General features: G+C 70.5%; 17 protein-coding genes. 1 reads left to right on the top strand and 16 read right to left on the bottom strand.

Features of this window, described 5'->3' with window-relative positions:
- Positions 1-1,572, bottom strand: coding sequence for a methionine--tRNA ligase (gene metG, locus BWI15_RS16140; RefSeq protein ID WP_077015231.1), 1,572 nt, complete (start codon positions 1,570-1,572; stop codon positions 1-3).
- Positions 1,573-1,604: 32 nt separating this feature from the next.
- Positions 1,605-2,456: a 16S rRNA (cytidine(1402)-2'-O)-methyltransferase gene (gene rsmI, locus BWI15_RS16135; protein WP_077016014.1), complete on the bottom strand. Its 852-nt coding sequence runs from the start codon at positions 2,454-2,456 to the stop codon at positions 1,605-1,607.
- Between the two features lie 55 nt (positions 2,457-2,511).
- On the opposite strand from rsmI, the gene BWI15_RS16130 reads away from it, so the two are divergent.
- A complete protein-coding gene (locus tag BWI15_RS16130; protein WP_083750801.1) occupies positions 2,512-4,185 on the top strand; it encodes a dolichyl-phosphate-mannose--protein mannosyltransferase in 1,674 nt (557 codons plus the stop codon).
- 12 nt (positions 4,186-4,197) lie between these two features.
- Here BWI15_RS16130 and BWI15_RS16125 read toward each other — a convergent pair whose 3' ends face one another.
- The 14 genes from BWI15_RS16125 to BWI15_RS16060 form a co-directional block, all read right to left on the bottom strand.
- Positions 4,198-4,875 (bottom strand): DUF1707 SHOCT-like domain-containing protein, encoded by a 678-nt coding sequence (locus BWI15_RS16125; protein WP_077015230.1) that lies wholly within the window; start codon positions 4,873-4,875, stop codon positions 4,198-4,200.
- A 147-nt stretch (positions 4,876-5,022) separates the two neighbouring features.
- Positions 5,023-6,315, bottom strand: a complete 1,293-nt coding sequence (locus tag BWI15_RS16120) for an MFS transporter (RefSeq protein WP_237771303.1) — start codon at positions 6,313-6,315, stop codon at positions 5,023-5,025.
- Entirely contained in the window at positions 6,312-7,133 is an 822-nt protein-coding gene (locus tag BWI15_RS16115) for a Rossmann-like domain-containing protein (RefSeq protein WP_077015228.1), read from the bottom strand. Before BWI15_RS16115 ends, BWI15_RS16120 begins: the two co-directional genes overlap by 4 nt.
- On the bottom strand, positions 7,130-7,921 hold the full coding sequence (locus BWI15_RS16110) for a phytanoyl-CoA dioxygenase family protein (protein WP_237771302.1): 792 nt from the start codon (positions 7,919-7,921) through the stop codon (positions 7,130-7,132). The genes BWI15_RS16115 and BWI15_RS16110 overlap by 4 nt, the downstream gene beginning before the upstream one ends.
- Before the next feature lie 10 nt (positions 7,922-7,931).
- Positions 7,932-9,005: a pyridoxal-phosphate dependent enzyme gene (locus BWI15_RS16105; RefSeq protein ID WP_202817668.1), complete on the bottom strand. Its 1,074-nt coding sequence runs from the start codon at positions 9,003-9,005 to the stop codon at positions 7,932-7,934.
- Positions 9,005-10,567: an ABC transporter ATP-binding protein gene (locus BWI15_RS16100; RefSeq protein WP_077015226.1), complete on the bottom strand. Its 1,563-nt coding sequence runs from the start codon at positions 10,565-10,567 to the stop codon at positions 9,005-9,007. The genes BWI15_RS16105 and BWI15_RS16100 overlap by 1 nt, the downstream gene beginning before the upstream one ends.
- Positions 10,564-11,367 carry an ABC transporter permease gene (locus BWI15_RS16095; protein ID WP_077015225.1) on the bottom strand — a complete coding sequence of 268 codons (804 nt, stop codon included), beginning with the start codon at positions 11,365-11,367 and terminating at the stop codon, positions 10,564-10,566. Before BWI15_RS16095 ends, BWI15_RS16100 begins: the two co-directional genes overlap by 4 nt.
- A complete protein-coding gene (locus BWI15_RS16090) occupies positions 11,364-12,302 on the bottom strand; it encodes an ABC transporter permease (protein ID WP_077015224.1) in 939 nt (312 codons plus the stop codon). Before BWI15_RS16090 ends, BWI15_RS16095 begins: the two co-directional genes overlap by 4 nt.
- Positions 12,303-13,841: an ABC transporter substrate-binding protein gene (locus tag BWI15_RS16085; RefSeq protein ID WP_077015223.1), complete on the bottom strand. Its 1,539-nt coding sequence runs from the start codon at positions 13,839-13,841 to the stop codon at positions 12,303-12,305. It abuts the gene before it with no gap.
- Positions 13,842-14,132: 291 nt separating this feature from the next.
- Positions 14,133-14,702 (bottom strand): NADPH-dependent FMN reductase, encoded by a 570-nt coding sequence (locus tag BWI15_RS16080; protein WP_077015222.1) that lies wholly within the window; start codon positions 14,700-14,702, stop codon positions 14,133-14,135.
- A gap of 174 nt (positions 14,703-14,876) precedes the next feature.
- Positions 14,877-15,374, bottom strand: a complete 498-nt coding sequence (locus BWI15_RS16075) for a MarR family winged helix-turn-helix transcriptional regulator (protein WP_077015221.1) — start codon at positions 15,372-15,374, stop codon at positions 14,877-14,879.
- A gap of 49 nt (positions 15,375-15,423) precedes the next feature.
- On the bottom strand, positions 15,424-16,473 hold the full coding sequence (locus tag BWI15_RS16070) for a copper resistance D family protein (protein WP_237771301.1): 1,050 nt from the start codon (positions 16,471-16,473) through the stop codon (positions 15,424-15,426).
- Positions 16,470-17,012: a copper resistance CopC family protein gene (locus BWI15_RS16065; protein ID WP_237771300.1), complete on the bottom strand. Its 543-nt coding sequence runs from the start codon at positions 17,010-17,012 to the stop codon at positions 16,470-16,472. The genes BWI15_RS16070 and BWI15_RS16065 overlap by 4 nt, the downstream gene beginning before the upstream one ends.
- Before the next feature lie 2 nt (positions 17,013-17,014).
- Positions 17,015-17,764, bottom strand: a complete 750-nt coding sequence (locus BWI15_RS16060) for a YcnI family copper-binding membrane protein (protein WP_077015220.1) — start codon at positions 17,762-17,764, stop codon at positions 17,015-17,017.
- Between the last annotated feature and the right edge of the window lie 25 nt (positions 17,765-17,789).

Raw genomic sequence — 17,789 nt, 5'->3', positions numbered from 1 at the left:
TCAGGCCTCTTCGGTCAGGCGCGGGAAGAGCGCGTCGCCCTTGGTCAGCGTCGAGCCGGCCGGGAGCTGGCCCCAGGCGCCGGCCGACTGGATCCGCTGGTCGGCGAGCGGGCCGAGCTTGGCCTCGGCGCCGAGCAACGTCCACAGCTTCGCGGCGGTCTTCGGCATCGTCGGGTTGTGCAGGACGGCGACGCCGCGCAGGACCTCGGCGGCGGTGTAGAGAATGGTCGCCAGCCGCTCGCGCTGAGCCTCGTCCTTCGCGACCTTCCACGGCTCCTGCTCGGAGACGTAGCCGTTCACGGCGCCGACCAGGTCGTTGATCGCGGCCAGCGCGTCGTGGAACGCGAGCGCGTCCATCGCCTTGTCAGCCGTGGCGACCGCCTCGGCGAGCTTGTCGGCCAGCGCCTGCTCGGCCGGTCCGTGGTCGGTCGGCTCCGGCAGTACGCCGTCGAAGTACTTGCCGACCATCGCCGCGATCCGGGACGCCAGGTTGCCCAGGCCGTTGGCCAGCTCCGAGGTGTAGACCGCGCTCAGGTGCTCCCAGGAGAACGAGCCGTCCGAGCCGAACTGGATCGTGCGCAGGAAGTAGTACCGGAACGCGTCGGAGCCGAAGTGGTCGGTGATCTCCTTCGGCGCGATCGCGGTCAGCTTCGACTTGCTCATCTTCTCGCCGCCGACCAGCAGCCAGCCGTGCGCGAAGACCTGCTTCGGGACCGGGACCCCGGCGGCGATCAGCATCGCCGGCCAGATCACCGCGTGGAAGCGGAGGATGTCCTTGCCCACCAGGTGCACGTCCGCCGGCCAGAGGCTGGCGAACCGCTCCGGGTCCGCGCCGTAGCCCGCGGCGGTCGCGTAATTGAGCAGTGCGTCGACCCAGACGTAGAGGACATGGTCGGAGTCCCAGGGCACCGGGATGCCCCAGTCGAAGGTCGAGCGGGTGATCGACAGGTCCTGCAGCCCCTGCTTGACGAACGAGACGACCTCGTTGCGCGCGCTGGCCGGCGCGACGAAGTCCGGCTGCGACTCGTAGAGGGCCAGCAGCTTGTCGGCGTACGCCGAGAGCCGGAAGAAGTAGTTGGTCTCCGAGACCGACTCCAGCTCGGTGCCGTGGATCATGCACCGCTGCGTGCCGTCCTCGTCGGTGCGGATGTCCGCCGGCAGCTTGAACTCCTCGCAGCCGACGCAGTACAGGCCCTCGTACTCGCCCTTGTAGACGTCGCCCTGGTCGTACAGCGCCTGGACGAACTCCTGGACCCGCTCGGTGTGCCGCGGCTCGGTGGTCCGGATGAAGTCGTCGTAGTCGACGTCGACGTCCACCCAGGCCGGCTTCCACGCCTCCTCGACCAGCTTGTCGGTCCACTCCTGCGGCGACATGCCCTGCGCCTGGGCGCTGCGCAGCACCTTCTCGCCGTGCTCGTCGGTACCGGTCAGGTACCACTTGCGCTCGCCGCGCTGGGCGTGCCAGCGGGTCAGGACGTCCCCGGCCACGGTCGTGTAGGCGCTGCCGATGTGCGGCGCGGCCGTGACGTAGTAGATCGGAGTGGTGACGTAGTAAGCCTTCTCGCCGGACATACCTCAAGCGTAGTGGGCCTGACCAGGTGCTTTTACCGGGGTTCGCGAGCAGCCAGTACGGCGTCGTACACCGTCCGCTTCGGTACGCCGTACCGCTTGGCCACGTCGGAGATCGCCTGCTTGCGCGGGGTCCCCGCCTCCTCGTCGGCCGCCACCTCGGCGGCGAGCTCCGCCGGCCCCAGCTGCCGGGCGGACGGGTCGACTCCCGAGACCACCACCGTGATCTCTCCGCGAACCCCGTCGGCAGCCCACTCGGCCAGCTCTCCGACCGGTCCCCGCTTCACCTCTTCGTAGGTCTTGGTCAGCTCCCGGCACACCGCCGTCCGCCGATCCGCCCCGAACGCCTCGGCCATTGCGCCGAGCGACGCGGCCAGCCGGTGCGGCGCCTCGAAGAACACCATCGTCCGCCGCTCGCCGGCCAGCTCCTGCAACTGCTTCAGCCGCTCCCCCGGCTTCCGGGGCAGAAACCCCTCGAACGTGAACCGGTCCACCGGCAACCCGCTCAGCGCCAGCGCCGTCAGCACCGCCGACGGCCCCGGCACGGCCGTCACCACGACCCCCGCCTCGATCGCCGCCGCCACCAGCCGGTACCCGGGATCCGACACGCTCGGCATCCCCGCGTCGGTCACCACCACGACGGTCTGCCCCTCCGCCATCGCCGCCACCAGCTCAGGCGTCCGCTCCCGCTCGTTGCCCTCGAAAAAACTCGTCACCCGCCCACCGACGACGATCCCCAGCTCCGACGTCAGCCGCCGCAACCGCCGGGTGTCCTCCGCCGCCACCACGTCGGCCTCGGTGAGCACCCGCGCCAACCGCGGCGTGGCGTCCCCCAGATCCCCGATCGGAGTCCCCGCCAAGATCAGTCGCCCAGTCACGCGGGCCATCATCGCAGCCCGCCCCGGCGGTGTCGGGAGACGGTGTGACCGGGGGCTCCGTACGATGGCGGGCGTGACTGCCGTGATCGATGACCAGGGCGCGGGTTCCGCACCGGCGCTGGAGACGCTCGGACGGGACGCGTTCGGGCGGCGGCTGCCGCCGGTCAAGGAGCGGCTGTACCCGCCGATGCCGCGGGACTTCGACGGTGGCTGGATCGCGACGCTGGCGATCACGGCGTTCGCGGCGATCCTGCGGTTCTGGAACCTGGGCAACCCGGTGAAGTTCGTCTTCGACGAGACGTACTACGCCAAGGACGCGTTCTCGCTGCTCAAGTTCGGCTACGCGCGGCAGTTCATCGACAAGCCCGAGGGCATCGCCGACAAGCAGATCCTGGCGGGCAACCTGGACGTCTTCAAGGACACCCCGAGCCTGACCGTGCACCCCGAGGTCGGCAAGTGGATGATCGCGGCCGGTGAGCAGCTGTTCGGGATGAACTCGTTCGGCTGGCGGTTCATGCCGGCCCTGTTCGGCACGCTGACCGTGCTGCTGGTGATCCGCACGGTCCGCCGGATGACCCGCTCGACGCTGATCGGCGGCATCGCCGGACTGCTGCTCGCCGTCGACGGCCTGCACTTCGTGATGTCGCGGGTCGCCCTGCTCGACATCTTCCTGGCGTTCTGGCTGGTCGCGGCTGTGTCCTGCCTGGTCGCCGACCGGGACTGGACGCGCCGCCGGCACGCCGAGTCCCTCGAGGACGGCACCGGCCCGGGCACCCGGCGCGCAGTCGGCCGGCTGCTGCTGGTCCGGCCGTGGCGGATCGCGGCCGGCGTCTGCTTCGGTCTCGCGCTCGGCACCAAGTGGTCGGCGGTCTGGGTGATCGCCGGCTTCGGCCTGCTGGCCTTCGCCTGGGATCTGGGCGCTCGCCGGGCGATCGGCGTACGGCGTCCGTTCTGGCGTTCGGTGGTGGTCGACGGGATCCCGGCGTTCCTCAGCATCGTGCTGGTCGCCCTGGTCACCTACACCGCGACCTGGACCGGCTGGCTGCTGCACGACAACGCCTACGACCACGACTACGCCTCGAAGAACCCGGCACACGGCGTGATGAAGGTCGTGCCCGACGACTTCCGCTCGCTGATCCACTACCACCAGGAAGTGCTCGCCTTCCACACCGGCGACTACATCAAGAACGCCACCCACCCGTACTCGTCGCACCCGGCCGGCTGGCCGATCATCGCCCGCCCGATCGGCTTCGACGCGGTCAACGACATCAAGCCCGGCACCAACGGCTGCGAGGCGCCGCAGGGCACCAACTGCCTGTCGGTGATCTCCGCGGTCGGTACGCCGTTGCTGTGGTGGGGCGGCGCGCTCGCGCTGCTGGCCTCGCTGGTGCTGTGGATCGCCCAGCGCGACTGGCGCTTCGGCGTCCCGATCGTGGGCTACCTGACCTGCTGGGTGCCCTGGTTCTTCTTCGACAGCCGGCCGATCTTCTTCTTCTACGCCGTGACGATGATCCCGTTCACGGTGATGGCGGTCTCGCTCGTGCTCGGCAAGATCCTCGGTCCGGCCCGAACCGCCTTCCAGGCCGCCACCCCGCGCCGCCTGATCGGCAGCGCGGTCGTCGGCGCCTACGTCGTCCTGGTCGTGCTCAACTTCGCCTACATCTGGCCGATCCTGACCGACAAGGTGCTGCCGCACCCGGACTGGCTCAACCGCATGTGGTTCAAGTCCTGGATCTGAGCCGGCGCCCGATCAGTGGCCCAGGTGGCCGTGGTGCCCGTGGGGGTTGTTCCGCTTCTTGTTCTTCTTCGGCTTGAACACCTTCGCGCCGACCCCGCCGAACAGCGCCAGCCCCTTCAGTACGACGACCGGCGCCGCCGGGTCGATCTCGCCCTGGCCGCCGGAGACTCCGAAGCCGCCCATGATGCCGATGCCCTGGTTGCGGATCTCGACGCCGGGCGGCACGGTGATGTCGATGCCGCCGAAGACGGCGAACGCGTAGACGGTCACCTCACGACCCTCGAAGACCGCGTCGGCCATGTCGAGGTCACAGCCACCGAACAGCGCCAGCGCGTTGGTCCGGCGCTTCACCCGCCAGCGGCCCTTGCGCTCGCCGCCGCCGAAGATGCCGACCACCAGCTCGAAGCTGTCCTGTGGATTCGCCGGTTCCTCGATCGGCACCCGCGCCGCCGCCGGCGCCGCGGTCACCGGCCGGAACGGCTGCCCCGGGACGGCGAGGTCGACCGTGATCGGCTCCAGCTCGCCGAGGGTGCGCGCCTTCAGCGTCTGCTCCAGCCGCTCGGCGTGCTCGTCCTGGGTCAGCCGCCCGGTCATCAACGCGTCCCGCAGCACCTCGACCACCTGGTCGCGGTCGCTGTCGGACGCCCGCAGGTGCGCCTGCGGATTCTGACGCTCGGGCAGATTCTCCATAACTCCGAACGATAGACCGCACTTCGTCCACCGGGAACGCGAAATCTCCCGTTCCAGGGTCGCCAGCCCAGACCCCAGGGACCCACTCGGGGATTCCCCCCACCCAGCGCACGGCCATCCGGCGCGCGGGCGGGGAGGAGGTGCGGGTCAGCTGTCGGTGGCGCGGACCCGCAGAGCGAACACGAGGGCCAGCAGCGTGATCGCGGCGAACGCGGCCGCGGTACCCGGGTAGCCGGCCAGCCCGAGCCCGAGACCTCCGATCGCGGCGCCGAGGAAGACGCCCAGCGACATCCCCGCGGCGTTGACGCTGAGCGCCGAGCCGCGCAGGTCGCCACTACGCCGTACGAGCAGGGTGGTGACGCAGGCGGCGACGGTGGCGTGGCTGGCGCCCATCAACGCGGTGAGGATTAGCGTGGTCGGCAGCGTCGGGGAGAAGTAGAAGGCCGTCACACTGACCAGCGCGGCGACGACGCCCGCGACCAGCAGCTTGTCGGCACCCAGCCACGGCCGGTCGAGCGCCAGGAACCGGCCCGCGAAGAGATTGCCCAGGAAGAACGACGCCCCGCTCAGCGACCACACCAGCGCGAACCACCCGGGCTCGAGCGCGAACTTCTCGTCGTAGAACGCCGCCAGGTAGGCCAGATACCCCATGAAGGCGGCGGTCCGCAGCATCGCGACCGCCAGCAGTGGCACGGCGCCGGGGATCCGCGCCAGTTCCCGGTACGTCGCCAGGTAGCTCATCCGGGCGGCCCCCTCGGCCCGGATCGGCGCCTTGCGGCCGCGGCCCCGCCAGAAGAACGCGGCGGAGAGCGCGAGCGAAATCACCGCGGCGGCGATCAGGTTGCCCCGCCAGCCCCAGACGAGACCCGGTACGGCGAGCACCGGCGCAGCGAGCATCGCCATCATCGACGTGGTCGCCGAGACCAGCGTGGCGGCCCGGCCGGCAGCCGCCGGCGAGTTGAACCGGTCCGCCGCCGCGGCGCCGATCGACGGCCCGAGGATCGAGGTGGACGCGCCGATCAGCAGGCAGAACGTGGCCAGCGCGAACACGTTGCCGACCGCACCGAGCAGCGCGGACAGCCCGAGCAGCGCCAGCCCACCGGCCGCGACCAGCTCACGCGCCAGCCGGTCGATCAGCGGCGCGAGCGCGAACCCGACCACCAGCGCCGCCAGACCGCCGAGCCCCCGCAGCCCGCCGATCTCCGCCACACTGCCGTCGGCCGCGTCCGCGATCGGCACCAGGTACATGCCGAACACGGTGAACGGGATCAGGCTCACCGTCGAGGCCAGCAGGAACGGCCAGAGCCGGCGGGTCATCGCCAGATCACCCGGGACGGCTCCGGCACTTGCCGACCCGGTGCCCGAGGCAACAGCAGCGGCCGGGGCCGAGGGGGTGATGGTGGACGATGACACAGCTGGGTTGCGGCTGTCGGTGCTCACGTGCGGAACGCTCCGTCCTGGAAGTGATAGCGGTACAAGCTCGTCGGGCGGGAGCTGAACTGGGAAAAGGGAAACGGCTCGGCGGACACCGCGGTGACCCCGGAGCCGAGGAAGGCGCGCACCACCGCGCTTCCGGTCTGAGCATAGACGGCCAGCGGCTTCGCTTGCTCACGGCAACGGTCGAGGAGAACGTCGAAACTTCCGTTGCTCAACGTCATTCCGGTCGCCACGACCGCGTCGGCGGCGTCCAGAACCTCCGTCATGTCGCGGGAAACCGGCAGTCCGGAGGCGGTCTCACGCAGGTTGAAGTCGCACGGCAAACAGATACCGCCTCGTGACGTGATCGCGTCCACGAGCGGGTTCACCACGCCGATCAGCGCCACCTTCGAGCCCTCGGCGACATCCAGCAGCCCGGCCACGGCCGCGTCACGCGCCCGGGCGCGGACGTCCGGCGTACCGGCGGGCAGGACGATCTCCTCGGCACCGGCGGCCTCGTGATGCGGCTCGACCGAGGCCAGGTAGGCATCCAGCGCGGCGATCCGCACGGGCAGCGGCGCGTCCACCAGCAGCGCCTCCAACGACTGCCCGGACACGTCCGCGCAGTACGACGGGTCGAGCTCGCCCTCCTCGAACGCGCAGGCGCCGAAGACCTCGCCGACCCGCAGCAGGACGTAGTAGTTCTTGTACGTCACGTCGGCGCCGGGCAGCCGGGTCGTGTTGTGCAACCAGAACGCGCTGATCACCGGCACCGTCGACGGCGCGGGCCCCCGCTCCCCGGCGAGAACGGATTCGGTCAGGGCGGTGACGGAATCGATCATGCTAGATCGGCCAGCCTTTCGGCGTTGTAGGTCAGGGCGGACAACTCGGGACGACCAGCGGGCTGGAAGCAGAAGAGCAGCGACCGGCGGTCGGTCGCCGTCCGGTTCGGCGCGGAGCGGTGCACCATCAGGCCGGGGAACATCAGCACCGACCCGGCCGGCGCCTCGATCGTCACCGCCGCCGACTCGTCGACGGATCGCGGATCGACCAGCAGCCCGGTCGGCTCCCGCGGGTCACGCGGTGCCGGGCCGGCCAGATGGCTACCCGGAATCAGCGTCATCGCGCCGTTCTCGACGGTGTTGTCGTCGAGCATCACGATCGCGGTGGCAACCTGGTACGCCGCGTCGCCGGCGCAGCAGTACCAGTACGGGAAGTCCTGGTGCCAGGCGAACTCCGACCCGACCCCGGCCCGCTTGAAGTTGAGCTTGGCCACGAACGGACCGAGCTCCGCGGCCTCCAGCGGACGCGACGGTGCGGTGGGCAACGAGTTCAGCACCGACGCCATCGGCGTCGTGAGCCGCCCGTCGGTCCACAGCGCGTCGATCACCGGCGACATCCCGGAGATCGGCGACAGCGAGCGGACCGCCTTGCCCGGCGCGTCCGGCTCCCAGTGGATCGTCGTGCCGTCGATCGTCTCCAGCCGGTGGCCGTCGGGCCAGACGGTCACCGTCGTCTCGCCCGCCTCCGCGGCGGACACGACGGTCGCGTGCACCTGCTCGACCGCGTCCCGCAGCCGCTCGACCTCCGTTGCCGTGAACAACCGCGGCAGCAGCACATACCCCGACATGGTCATCAGGTTAGTGCGACGGAGTCGCAGATGGAAACTGTTCGCGCTGCATCAGCGCCGATTCGCGGCGATCCCAGGACATCGCCGACCACGGCACGGCGAGCTGGTCGAGCGAGTCGATCTCCCGCGGCCGCATGCTGTCCATCGGCCGTGCCTCGGCATGCCGGGAAAAAGCGGAGTCGACGTACCGGTTGCCGGTGTCGGCGGCCAGGAACACGTGCTGCCGGCTGCTGTCGCAGTGGTGTTCCCACAATGCGGACAGGTACGCCGCGCCCGCGGACAACCCGGCGAACACCCCGGAGGTCCGCAGCAGATCCACCGCCGCCGACATCGCGTAGTCGAACGAGACCCAGTGCAGCCGGTCGTACAGCTCGTGCCGGACGTTGCGGAACTCGATCGAGCTGCCGATCCCGGCGATGATCATCTCCGGGTCCTGGGTGTGCCCGGCGCCGAAGGTGATGCTGCCGAACGGCTGGACGCCGACCAGGTTCACCTCCCGCCCACGATCGCGCAAGTACGCCGCGATCGCGCCGGTCGACGCACCGGTCCCGACCCCGCCGACCAGGCAGATCGGCCCGGCCGGCGCGACCTGGTCGACCAGTTCGGCCACCGCGCCGTACCCGAGGTAGTGGATGTCGTCGTGGTACTGCCGCATCCAGTGGTACGACGGGTTGTCGCGCAGGATCTCGGCGATCCGGCGGACCCGCAGGTTCTGGTCGAGCTGCAGGTTGTTCGACGACGGGACCTGCTCGACGGTGGCGCCGAGGATCTCCAGCTGGATCTTCAGTGTCCGGTCGACGGTGGTCGAGCCGACGATGTGGCACTTCATCCCGTACCGGTGGCAGGCCAGCGCGAGCGCGTGCGCGTAGATCCCGCTGGAGCTGTCGATCAGCGTGTCGCCGGGACGGACGGCGCCGGTCTCCAGCAGGTGCCGGACGGCGCCGAGCGCGGAGTAGACCTTCATCGTCTCGAACCGCAGGCAGATCAGGTCGTGGCCCGACCCGGTGGAGACGCGGATCGGATCGGGGTCCTTGATCGCCTCCGCCAGATGGTCGTGCAGCCGGGGCGTGCCAGGGATCGTCACTACGGGTTGCTCCTCGTGTCGGCACTGGTTGTCAGCACGGGCGGAGGCGGTTGGTGTCCGACCCGGGCGGCCCTCACCAGCCGCCGGGCCACCTCGGTGGACGGGTTGGTCATCACGGTCACCGGTGGTCCCTGTTCGACGATCCGGCCGGCGTCGATCACCAGCACGTCGTCGGCGACGGCCGAGACCAGCCCGAGGTCGTGGCTGATCCAGACCAGCGCGGTGCCCTGCTCCTTCAGCTCGAGCAACAGCTCGACGACCAGCCCGGTGCCGCGCTCGTCCAGCGCGGTGGTGATCTCGTCGCAGATCAGGACGTCGGGCTCGGCCAGCAGCGCGCGAGCCAGGGCGGCGCGCTGCAGCTCGCCGCCGGACAACCGGCTCGGCGGCCGGTCGGCGATCGCCGCGGACACACCGAGCCGCGCCAGGGTCGCGACCGCCGCGGCCTTCGCCTCCTGCGGCTGCAGCCCTCGGAGCCGCCGCGCCGTCCGCGCGACCTGCTCGACGACCGGACGCCGTTCGTCGAACGATCCACGGACCTCCTGCCAGACGTACTGGACGCGCCGGTTCTGCTCGCGGGAGCGTTTACGCAGGACCGGAAGGGTCCGGTCGTCGAGCGTGATCTCGCCGGAGTACCGCTCGTGCAGGCCGGCCAGGCAGCGCGCGAGTGTCGTCTTTCCACTCCCGGATCGCCCGACCACGCCGACACAGGCGCCCGGTGGCACGCCGAGATCGACCTCGCGCAGAATCGGCTCCCGTCCGCGGAGGCGCGCCGAGAGTTTCGTTGCCTGGAGCAACGGCGTCTCGTGACCGGCGAGCCTTCGCCCCGCCGGCAGGTCGGGCGCGGTCGGCAGCACCTCGTGGCCGCCCGCGGCGATCACCTGTCCGGCATCCAGCACCACGACGTGATGGGCCAGGGCCCGGACCAGGTCGAGATCGTGGCTGAGCAGCAGGATCCCGAGCCCTTCGCCCGCCAACTGGTGCAACTCGCCGACCAGCTGCAGCCGGGTGATCGAGTCGAGGCCTGTGCTCGGTTCGTCGAGGACCAGGACCCGCGGTCGGCAGGTCAGCGCCTGAGCCAACGCGATCCGCTGCCGCTGTCCACCGGAGAACTGGTGGGGGAACCGCCGCAGTGTCTTCCGGTCGCCCGGCACCTGCGCCGCCCGCAGCGCCTCGGCGACCACGCTCTCCCCCGGGTGATGCAGCTTCTCCAGCTCACGGAACCCGGCGCCGATCCGCCGCGCCGGATTCAGCGCGCTGCCCGGATGCTGCGGCATGTACGCGACGACCCGTCCCTTGACGTGGTCGGCCGCTCCGGTGACACCGTTGCCGTCGACAATCACCTCCCCCGCGACCTCTACCAGCCCGGAGAGCGCGACCCGGTCCCCGTGCTCCCCGAGCAGCGCCAGAGCGGACGTGGTCTTGCCCGACCCCGAGGCCCCGACGAGCGCGGTGACCTGTCCGGGCCAGACGTCGAAGTCCACCTGGTCGACGAGGATGGAGGACGCCGCGGTGGCACCAAGCCCCCGGACCCGGACGAGCGGCTCATCAGCTGCCGGACTCATCGCGACACCTCGGCCATCCGGCGGGTCCGATGAACCAAGCGGTCCGCCAGCAGGTTGAACCCGAGGGTGAACGCGACCAGCAGCAGCGCGGGAGCGAGCACCGCCCAGGGCTGCAGCAGCAGACCCTCCCGGTTGCGCGAAACACTGACGGCCCAGTCGGCAGCGGTCGGACTCAGCCCGAGGCCGAGGAAGTTGACCGACGCGACCAGGAAGACCGCCAGCGTGATCCGGGTCCCGATGTCGGCCGCGACCGGCCCGAGCACCGCTCGACCGACGTACCCGAGATGGATGCCGAACCAGCTCTCGCGTTGCATGCGCAGCGCCTCGACCACCGGACTGCTGGCCGCATCGAGCGCGGCAGCACGCACGAGTCGCGCGACCGTCGGAACGTTGACGGCGGCGACCGCGAGCGTGATGGCGAGCGCCGACGCCCGCCAGCCGACGGCGACGACGCTGATCACCAGCAGCGACGGCAGCGGAAGCAACACGTCCAGGGGACGGATCAGCAACTCGTCGAGCCAGCGATGACGGGTCGACGCCGCGACCAGTCCGATCAGACCGCCGACCAGATAGGCGATCGCGACCGCGCCGAGCGCCATCCCGAGCGCGGTCCGACCACCGGCAAGCAGCAACTGCAGGACGTCACGGCCCAGGCCGTCGGTCCCCAACGGATGCCCCGGACCCCGTTCGTACGGCAACCCCGGCTCCGCGTCCAACGGCACGAACGGCCCGAACACCGCCACCAGCAACGGGACGAGCACGAGGACGAGCGACACGGCGATCGGCGTACGGGCTCTCATCGCAGCAGCTCCGTCCGCGGGACGAGCCGGTTGCAGACCAGGTCCGCGCCGAGGTTGATCACCAGCGCCGCGACCGCGAGCACCAGCGTCAGCCCCTGCACCACCGGCAGGTCACGCGTCTCCACCCCGTCCACCAGCGCGGTCGCGAAGCCCGGGATCGCGAAGATCGCCTCCACGACCAGCACTCCACCGAGCAACGTGTCGCCGGTCCGCGCCAGCTCCTGTACGCCGGGCACTGCGGCGTTCGGCAGCACGTGCCGCATCAGCACGCGCCGCCTCGGCACCCCGAGCCGCCGAGCCTGGACGACGTAGTCCGCGTGCAGCGCGTTGATCGTGCCCGCCCGCACCTGGCGCGACAGCAGACACACCGTCCGCCCGAGCAGTACGCCGACCGGCAGCACCAGCAACACGGGGTTCGCCAGCAGATCGCCACCGACCCACGTCGCCGGCAACCACCCGAGCTTCAGCGAGAACACCGCCACCAGCACGACCGCGATCACGAAGTCCGGGATCGCGCTGAGCGCCAGCGTGATCGAGGTGATCGTCCGGTCCAGCCGCCCGTTCTCCCGCGTCCCCATCAAGATGCCCAGGGCAACGGCCAGGGGTACGACGACGGCGAGCGTGGCCAGCGTGAGCACCAGCGTCGCCCCGACCGAGGCCTTCACGATGTCCAGCACCGGACCGCCGCTGATCAGCGACGTCCCGAGATCACCGCTGAGCACGTTTCCGGCCCAGGTGACGAACCGCTCGATCGCGGGCTGCTCCAGCCCGAGCTGCGCCCGCAGCGACGCGACCTGCTCCGGCGTCAGCGTCTCGGTGAACCGCATGTCCGCCGCATCACCCGGTAGCAGCGAGGTCAGCACGAACACCAGCACCGACAGGACGGCGAGCTGGAGCACCGCGAGAGCAGCCCGTTGGGCCGCGTAGGCCCGCATTCAGGCCAGCCACACCTTGTCGAACCGGCCCGAGTCCACCGTGTTCGGCGGTACTGCCTGCACGCCCTGCACCTTCGCCGACACCGCGACCAGGAAGTCCGGGTGACCCCAGGCGAGGATCCCGCCCTCGTCGTGCAGCGTCTTCTGCAGTTCGCCGTACTTCGCCGCCCGTGCGGTCTCGTCGGTCAGCACTTGGGCCGCCGCGAACGCCGCGTCGAAGGCCGGCCGGCGCCAGTGCGTCACGTTGAACGGCGACTTCGACAGCAGCCGGTCGGTGACGTACTGCGGGATCGGCATCGCGCCGGACCGGTGACTGCCGATCGCACCCTTGGTCAGGAGGTCCTTCTGGTAGGTCTGCGAGCTGCCGGTGGTCACCTTCAGCTTCACTCCGGCCTCACCGGCCTGCTCGGCCAGCAGCGTCGCCGCCTCGACGAAACCGGCCGACGCGTCGGCGGTGAAGATCTCGATCTCCTTGTTCAGCAGACCGGCCTTCTTGAGCAGCGCCTTCGCCTCGTCCAGGTTCCGCTCGCGCTGCGGCAGGTCGGCCGGGTAGTACTGGTATCCCTTGCCGAACAGGTCGTTGCCGACCACGCCCCGCCCGGCCAGTACGACGTCCACCAGCCGCTGCCGGTCGACCAGCAGCTTGAAGGCCATCCGGACGTCGGGGTTGTCGAACGGCGCCTGGTCGGTTTTCATCACGAACGCCTGCATCGTGCTGCCCTTGGCGGCCACGATCTTCACCGTCCGGCCGGCCTCCGCGGTGCGCGCGAAGGTGGCGGTCATGTCGTTCGCGTACTCCGCCTGGCCGCCCTGCAGCGCGTTGGCCCGCGCCTCCGCATCGGCGGACAGCAGGTGCAGCTCGTCGATCCGGGCGGCGCCGTCCCAGTAGTCGGCGTACCGCTTGGCGACCATGGAGCGTCCGGCCTCGAAGGAGACGAAGGTGAACGCGCCGGTGCCGATCGGCTTGGTCGGGTCCTTGAAGCCGTCCGGCACGATCTGCGTGCCGATCCCGGCCAGCAGCGCGGGGAACTCGGCGTTGGGCGCGGTCAGCGTCAGCTCGACCGTGCGCTTGTCGACGGCGCGGCACCGCTTCAGGTCAAGCGCCGCCAACGACGACTGCGCGACCCGCTCGGGCGCGGCCGGATCCGCCATCCGGGCCAGGCTGTAGAGCACGTCGTCGGTGGTCAACTGCTTGCCGTTGTGCCAGGTGACGTCCCGGAGCGTGAACCGCCAGGTCGCGGCCTGCGCGTCCGGCTCCCACTTCTCCGCCAGCCGCGGCACCGGCTTGAGATCCGGCCCGAGCTCGACCAGCTTCTCGTAGATCGCCTTGTGCCGCGCGATGTCCACGAACAAGCTCTGCACGTGCGGGTCGAGCACCTCCTTGGCGCCACCACCCGCGAACACCGCCCGCAGCCGGCCCCCTTGCTGCGGCTGGGCCACCGCCTGCTCCCCACCACCGCTGCCACACCCGGCGATCGCGGCGAGCCCCAGTCCCCCGGCCAGCCCCAGGAATCCACGTCTGTTCAGCGCTTCGGACATCAGTTTTCCCTCACGGTGCGATGGTCCCGGCGAGCTCCCCCCGCCGGCGTCGATCCTGCCGTTAATGAAAATCGTTGTCAAATTCAGCGCGCATCTGAACCGCACTCATTCTTTCCGCCCCGGCGAACCCTTGCGGTCCGTGACGGCGTGTCACCGCGTAACTACCTCCGCATACTGGCAGTCACCACCACCTTTGCGTCCCGCCGGAAACGCAGAACTCCCCCGTTCGCTGCCACGGCGACAGCGAACGGGGGAGTATCTCGGCGCGGGGCCGAAAAACCGAGAGAAAGATCAGACGGCGGCCGGCTGGCGCAGGTGGGCGAGGGCGCCGCTCCACTCGACGACCTGGTCGAGCATCGCGCCGACCTCGGCGACGTGGTAGTCGGCCGGGGCGAACTCGCTGTAGTTCTTGAAGTCGGTGGCCAGCGACAGCGCGACCTGGGCGCGGACGTCCGCGACCTTCAGCTCGCCCATCACCAGGCGCAGGTGCTCGACCGCACGGGCGCCACCGACGGAGCCGTAGCTGACGAAGCCGGCGGCCTTGTTGTTCCACTCGGCGAACAGGAAGTCGATCGCGTTCTTCAGCGCGCCCGAGGTGGAGTGGTTGTACTCCGGGGTGACGAACACGAAGCCGTCGAACGAGGCGATCTTCTCCGCCCAGGCCAGCGTGTGCGGCTGGGTGTACTGCCCCATCGACGGCGGAATCGCCTCGTCGAGGTGCGGCAGCTTGTACTCCGCGATGTCGACCAGTTCGTACTCGGCGTCACCGCGCTGCTTGGCGATGTCGAGCACCCAGCGGGCCACGGCCTCGCCGTTGCGGCCCGGGCGGGTGCTGCCGAGGATGATCGCGATCTTGGGCATGTCAGGTCCTTCGAAGAGAGGGGTGTTGGTGATACATCACCAAAAATAGCACTCTTGGATGACATGTCAACCCACAGTCTTCCCTGCCCGTTCCGCATGAGGTCGAGCGGATGGGGCCGGCGCGCCAGAAGGCGCCCGAAAGGTGCTCTGACCTGCGGAAACGCCAGCGTCGCGTCAGTCGTCGACGTCGGCCGCGCCGTCGGTGCGGCACAGATCACGCTGCGGCAGAGCCTGCAGCACCCGGTCGAGCAGACCCGCCAGCTGGTCCTGCTCCGCGCGGGAGAGGTGGTCGAAGAAGTAGCTCCGGACGGCGTCGACGTGGTCCGGCGCCGCGGCCTCGATCGCCGCGCGCCCGGCCGGGGTGATCCGGACCATCGAGCCGCGAGCGTCGGACGGGCACTCCTCCCGGACCACCAGGCCGCGCTTCTCCATCCGGCTGACCTGGTGGGACAACCGGCTGCGCTCCCAGCCGACCGAGCGGCCGAGCTCGCGGGTCCGCAGGATGCCGTCCTCGGAGGTCGACAGCGGGTGCAGCAGGGCGTAGTCGGCCGCGGACAGACCGCCGTTCGCCGTCATCCGGGCCTCGAGTGCCGCCAGCAACTCCCGGTGCGCGTCACGGTAGGTCTGCCACACCCGCGCCTCGCGCGCGTCCAGCCACCGCACCTCTGCCATCCAGCCAGCATACGAGACTGTTGACGAATCACCGATTGTCGTACGCCGATCAGGGCGTCCGGGACAGCGCGACGGCCAGGCCGACCGTGCCGGCCATCACCAGCAGCTCGACCGCGGCGAGCCGGTAGAACAGCGCGGGCCGGTCCGCGAGCGCAGGCAACGTGGCGCGGCGGTGCCACCACCCGATCGCGACCAGTACGGCGAACGCGACGGCCTTCGCGAACACCAGCGCGCCGTACCCGGTGGTCACCCACTGGGTGATGAGTCCCCAGCCCTCCTCGCGGCCGCCGAGGTGGATCTCGGCGGTGAGCAGGCCGGTCGCGCCGATCGTGACGGCGCAGACCAGCGCGAGGCGGCTGAAAGTCTCGATCGCGGGGCGGTCGCGGGTGTAGCGGACCAACGCACCGAGCCCACCGATCCACGCGACCGCCGCGAAGACGTGGACGACCAGCGAGCCGGTCGCGAGCACCGACCAGGGGTTGGTCCGCTCGATCGCGCCGTGCCCGGTGAGCAACGGGCCGATCAGTGCCGCGGCCGTCAACACCAGGGCGACTCGTGCGGTCGCGACGGTGTGGCAGCCGCTGAGCACAACAGCCAGTACGGCGGTCAGCGCGACCACGACGGCCAAGGCACGTACCTGGTCGAGCGATCCGGCCAGCTCCGCGTGCGACGACAGGTGCGCGAGCGGAACGCCGAGGATGACCGACGCGGTGGTGATCAAGCCGCCGATGCTCGCCACTGCCCAGACCCCGGCTGCCACTGCCGCGTCCTGAGCCGCTCGAAGCCCTTGTTGTCCGAGCTTTCCGCCGTCGTCCGCCTTCAGCAACAGTACGGCGGCCAGCACCGCGCCACCACAGACGACCGCCGCGGCGTCGGCGATCAGCCGCAGTACGGGCACCGCCCAGGACACGGGCATGCTCGCGCCGGTCAGTCCACCGGGCAACGGTTTCGGCGCACCTCCGGCGGCGAGCAGCGCCACCACCAACACGACGATGCCCGAGGCAACTACCCCGAGCACCAGCCGGCCCGCGAGGCCCGCCGGCGCGGACGAGTCGACGGCGTCGCCCTCGCGTGGCGGGCCGAGCGGCGCGTTGTTCATGCGGCCGGGCGGCGGCGGACGATGACGACGGCCAGCGCGACCACGACCAGCATCACCAGGGACATCGCGATGATCGTGACGACGTTGGAGTTGCCGCCGTCGGTGTTCGCGGTGGGGGTGACCGGCTGGTTCGGGTCGTGACCGGCGTGGGTGACGGTGAAGGACGCGGTGACGGTGATCGGGTGGCCGTCGGCCGACACGATCCGGGCGTCGACCTGGTACCGGCCGGTCTCGACCATCGCACCGACCGGCTGCGTGACGGTGTTGTCGACCACCTGGATCGCGCCGGAGGCAACGTTCACGCCGCTCGGCGACTTCACCTGCAGCTCGGCGCCGGTGCTGCCGACCGGCTCGTTGAAGGTCAGCACCACCTGCGTCGGCGGCACGGCCATCGTCGTACCGTCGCCGGGCGTCATCGAGTCGAGCTTGGCGTGCGCCGCCGCCGTCCCGGTGGAACCCACCAGGACGAGCAGCGACGCGGCCAGGACAGCGACCGCTCTGCGCAGGCGCGGCGCGTGGGATCGGGCTCGCGGTCGCACGGCTACTTGGCCTCGGTTCCGGAGCCCGCGGACGATCCCGCGCCGGAGGCAGCAGCCGGGGCGTCTGTTGCCCCGCTACGAGGGCGGCGCAGCGCCAGTCCGAGGGCGATCAGCCCCAGCAGCAGACCGGCTCCGCCGAGCGACCGGGCCAGCACGTCCGAGCCCGCCTCGTCGTCATCGTCGTCGCCAGTCGTCGCGGCCACCGGAGTGATCGCGGCGGCCAGCTTCAGCGACGGCGCCGGGTGCTCGGGCTTGTCGGAATCGTTCGCGGCGACCTCCGCCCACTTCACCACCTCACCGTCGCTGTAGGTCTGCTCCGCCGGAAAGCTCAACGAGTCGACGCCCTCCGGCAGCCGCCCGACCGACAGCGCGAACTCGTCGAAGTCGTTGGCCGGGATGCCCGGGCCGGCCGCCGTCCAGGTGACGGTGGTGATCGCCTTGGTCAGCGTGACGTCGCCGACCTTCACCGGCGAAGGCAGGGTCTCGGTCGTCTTGACCACCTTCCACCCGTCCTTCACCTGCGCCCCGACCGACGCGAACGGATGATCCTTCGGCAACGAGACGACCAGCTTCGTCGTACTGGCGGTGTCGGACTCGGTCGGCACCCGGAAGACCAGCTTCGCGTAGCCGCCGGGTTTGGCGTCGGGTGAGGAGACAGTGACGTGGGCGGAGGCGGAGTTCGCCGCTCCGACCAGCACCAGCGCGGACGCCGCGGAGATCGCGGCGGCGCGCAGGGCGATTCTTGGGAACATGGTGAGCCTTTCGCGGACGCACGGG

The organism is Kribbella sp. ALI-6-A, assembly GCF_001984195.1.
Taxonomy (GTDB): domain Bacteria; phylum Actinomycetota; class Actinomycetes; order Propionibacteriales; family Kribbellaceae; genus Kribbella.
Note: the sequence above shows the minus strand (reverse complement) of the source record. Positions and strands in the feature narration are given on the sequence as shown.